Origin of the sequence: Colwellia ponticola, assembly GCF_005885605.1 — a bacterium.
Taxonomy (GTDB): Bacteria; Pseudomonadota; Gammaproteobacteria; order Enterobacterales; family Alteromonadaceae; genus Colwellia; species Colwellia ponticola.
This window is the reverse complement of record NZ_SZVP01000210.1, coordinates 1-410: the sequence shown is the minus strand read 5'-3', so window position 1 is coordinate 410 and position 410 is coordinate 1. Positions and strand designations below refer to the sequence as shown.

The 410-nt window shown below is 66.3% G+C and carries 1 protein-coding gene; it reads left to right on the top strand.

Annotation, left to right across the window (positions count from 1 at the left end):
• Nucleotides 1-321 (top strand): hypothetical protein (locus tag FCS21_RS16590; RefSeq protein WP_371287254.1); only part of this gene is annotated, 321 nt, incomplete at its 5' end.
• Between the last annotated feature and the right edge of the window lie 89 nt (nt 322-410).

Sequence of the window (410 nt, the reverse complement as noted above, 5' to 3'; positions counted from 1 at the left end):
GCCCTGCACGAGGAAGCCGCCCGCCCGGCGCCGCAAGCGTTGTCCGCACCGGCGCCGATGGCGCGCATCGCCGCCGCGCCCAAGGCTGAACGTGCGCCGGTTCAGGCTGAGATGGCAGGTGCGCTGGCAGATGAATCGAGCGCCAGACTCAGCAAGCGCGCACCGTCAGCGTTGCCGTCGCTGGAGCAAGAGTTACAGGCGATCGTGCGCTTGCGGGAAGCGGGTGAAAACAAAGCCGCGGATGAAAAATTGCTGGCGTTGCACGCGCGCTTCCCCGAGGAAGACCTGCCCGCACGGCTGGAGGCGCTGCGAACGCATTGACTACAAAAAAAGAACAGGCCACCGGTAACCTGTGGCTTGCGGGGCAAGCCCGCTCGCCACAGTGCCCTCAAGCCCCGTCTTCAACGCCG